Source organism: Protofrankia sp. Cr1, from assembly GCF_963555865.1.
Classification (GTDB): Bacteria; Actinomycetota; Actinomycetes; order Frankiales; family Frankiaceae; genus Protofrankia.
Genome location: NZ_CAUVXO010000636.1, coordinates 1 through 2,867, shown reverse-complemented (window position 1 = coordinate 2,867; position 2,867 = coordinate 1). Strand labels below are relative to the sequence as shown.

Here is a 2,867-nt window from a genome sequence, read left to right as displayed (position 1 = left end):
GGTGGCGAGTGCCCGTCCGTCAGGGGTGAAACCCACCGACACATTACCGGGTGCGGTGATGGTGGCCGTGGCCTTTCCCGTCTCCACGTCCCACAATCGCACCCGCTTCTCGCTGCCCTCGTTGCCGGCCAGAGTCCGGCCGTCCGGGCTGAATGCCAGCGGGTCCACGTGCAGGGTGGCGCCGGCGAAGCTGGCAACCTGCCGCAGGCCCGTCGCAGCGGCGGATGGCGAGGCCGTCGGGTCCTGGCTGACCTCCGGTGCGGTACCGGTCGGTGTCACCAGGCCCGCGGCGGAAGGAGCGCCGCCGCCACATCCGGCAACGAACAGGAAGACCGCTGCAAGAGCACAGAATGATGCACTACGCCTACCAACACTTAATCCGACAGCGGGAACCATCGACCAAGCAATCCAATTCTGAGACCGTATGGTCCCGTTGGACGAAGGCCCGCCCCTGCGCGCAACCACCGCTGCCGTCCACGCAGCCGCTCGGCGACGACGACCATGAGGCCATGCCGTCATTCCTCCGCCGCAACCGCCCACCAGCATTGCCAAGACGCCGAACACGACGATTCCGCAGCCTGATCGGCTGGAAATTCGGCGCCGTGTTGAACCGTTCATTCGTGGATCATCCTTTCGGCGCCGTCGGCAGCATTTGTTCAGGACGATAGTGGCTTCGGATTTCTGGGGAGAATAGTCCATGTATCCCGCATCCGTCCAATGAGCGTTTCCATGTAATGACTCATGACCGTACATGACTGACGCTCTCCGTAGTCGACACGCCCGAAAACTGACGATTCAACAAGAAAACACGGGATCCCGCCAGGAAGACTGGTCCGACCAAAGATCAGCCTAAGAAAGGTCTCGCGTACCGGCGAGTGTGACATATACGGCCGTGTTGCCATCGCGGGAGGAAACCGTTGTGCTTCTGGAGGGTTTACTCGCTGCGGAACGCAGCCGGTGCGGCACCCGCCCCGATATCCGCGCGCTGACCTGCCGCCACCAGGCCGTCCTGGTGCTGCGCTGGTTCCTCAGCGTCGACGGCACCCTGATCGATGGCGACCGCAACCGCACCCCCGGCCCCACCCCGGGCGTGGACCTGTGGCGGTCCGGCAAACACGACAACCACGGCAGGAACGTCCAGGTCGTCACCGCCCCGGCCGGCTGGCCTCCGTGGACCTCCGACATGCGCCCCGGCCGCGAACACGACACCACCGCCCGGTGCGACAGGGCCGCCGGCAGATGCGGTCAACACTCACGGACAGAACCATCCACTGTCACACCCGATAAGTGGACGTGCAAGGGACGTCATCGCATAGCTGGAATCATCCGATTATTGATGGCGGAACCTGGGTAGTAGATAACAAGACCCACCCTTCGTTACGTCCGACGACTACACAGATCGCTGGTGCACGAGGAGGATCTTCGATGATCGAACAGTCCATCCCCCCCCGACCGGATCTCGCGGACGCACATCCACTCACTGCCGATACCGGGACAGATATCATCCATACAGATAAAATGGATGAAAACGGTCATAGCGTGCTTCTCGCGACTAAAGAGAGGGTGGCCACGAGTGCCGTCGACCTTGGGCGGAAGGTCACCGACGCGACAAGTGGGCTTACGCCGCACGTCGCGGCAGCTGCCGACCGGACCCGCGACGCCGCCGAGAAGACCGTGGTCACCAGCGGCAAGGCCGCTCGCGTCGCAGGTCAGCAGGCCCGTCGTCACCCCCGAGCCACTAGCGGGGTGGTTGCCGGCGGTGTCGTCCTGCTGCTCACGCGGCGGGCAGCCCGGCTCCGTCACCGTGCCGCGGACTGACCGCGGTCGGCTGCGAAGGTGACCTGAAATTAGCTGAGAAAAGGAGTTCGGTGGTTTGGGTGGAGGGAGCACATCGGTAATCACCTCGAGAAGGAGAAACGACAATGCTTGAGTTCATCGTCGTTATGTTGCTGCTCGGCCTCGCCTCCGGTGCCGTCGCACGCCTGGTGGTGCCCGGTCCGGACCACATTGGTATCGGGGGCACCATAGCCGTCGGCGTCGTCGGATCCTTCGTCGGCGGGTTCCTCGGTTACGTCCTTTTCAGCAAGGACGCCGGTGCGGGTCCATTACAATCTTCCGGCATCGTCGGCTCCATCATCGGTGCCATTCTGGTATTGCTGGCGTGGCATGCCGTCGACGGCCGTAGCACCAGCCGCTTCCGCCGGTCTCGGCGGTCTCGGCGCTACGTACGCCGGTAAGAGGTACCGGAAACAGGTGTGACGCTAAGGGGCCGGACGGCGGACAAGCACGATCCCGGTCAATCATGAAGTTCTCGACGCGCTGTACCTGACCGAGGATTCCGTGCCTGCCGTAGCAGTATTCCTGCTTGGCGCTTTCTGGAGCGAGTTCGAACTGCTGTCGAACCGCTGTCGCCGTCCAGCCCCTGTGTCTCACCAACCTATACGCCAGGTTGTCACCGGTCATGAATCCCTGAGGATCTGCCGTGGACGATGCGTACTGATCAGGAGATCAAGCAACGTGGTCGCTTCTTCGCCGCGTGCCGCTGCTGGCCGGCTGGTGCATCGCCGAGGAAGCTTGCGTCCGCAAGCCCATCGGCGATCTTCATGGCAGCGCAGTCCCCCTGCGGCGAGCACGGCCTGGACGCGTGGATTAACGTCCGACGGCCGGTGGAGATCCTGCGGTTGTTCCTCCCGCCAGCCATTGGTGAGGCGGATCGGGAGCCGGGGTCAACGGGCCGGGCATCAGCCAGGCACACCGGGTAGTTCCTCCCAGCGTGGCGCGTAATCTTCGAGGAAAACCCGGCCTACCAGTTCGCCCCGGCTTCGTACGCCCGTCTTGTCGAAGATTGACTTGAGATGGTCCTGTAC

General features: G+C 63.5%; 3 protein-coding genes and 2 pseudogenes. 3 read left to right on the top strand and 2 right to left on the bottom strand.

All coding sequences use genetic code 11. From position 1 onward, the window contains the following. Positions 1-279 (bottom strand): WD40 repeat domain-containing protein (locus tag U9980_RS27135; RefSeq protein ID WP_322770530.1); only part of this gene is annotated, 279 nt, incomplete at its 3' end. Between the two features lie 598 nt (positions 280-877). Between U9980_RS27135 and U9980_RS27130 the strand changes: the two are divergent. The 3 genes and pseudogenes from U9980_RS27130 to U9980_RS27120 all read left to right on the top strand — a co-directional run. Further along, positions 878-1,216, top strand: a pseudogene (locus tag U9980_RS27130) (IS5/IS1182 family transposase); the annotation flags it as partial. A 209-nt stretch (positions 1,217-1,425) separates the two neighbouring features. After that, the gene (locus tag U9980_RS27125) at positions 1,426-1,818 is read left to right on the top strand and encodes a hypothetical protein (RefSeq protein ID WP_322770529.1); all 393 of its coding nucleotides are present in this window, start codon (positions 1,426-1,428) and stop codon (positions 1,816-1,818) included. 104 nt (positions 1,819-1,922) lie between these two features. After that, positions 1,923-2,237 carry a GlsB/YeaQ/YmgE family stress response membrane protein gene (locus U9980_RS27120; protein WP_322752482.1) on the top strand — a complete coding sequence of 105 codons (315 nt, stop codon included), beginning with the start codon at positions 1,923-1,925 and terminating at the stop codon, positions 2,235-2,237. 504 nt (positions 2,238-2,741) lie between these two features. Here the strand turns inward: U9980_RS27120 and U9980_RS28825 are convergent. Further along, positions 2,742-2,867, bottom strand: a pseudogene (locus U9980_RS28825) (LuxR family transcriptional regulator); the annotation flags it as partial.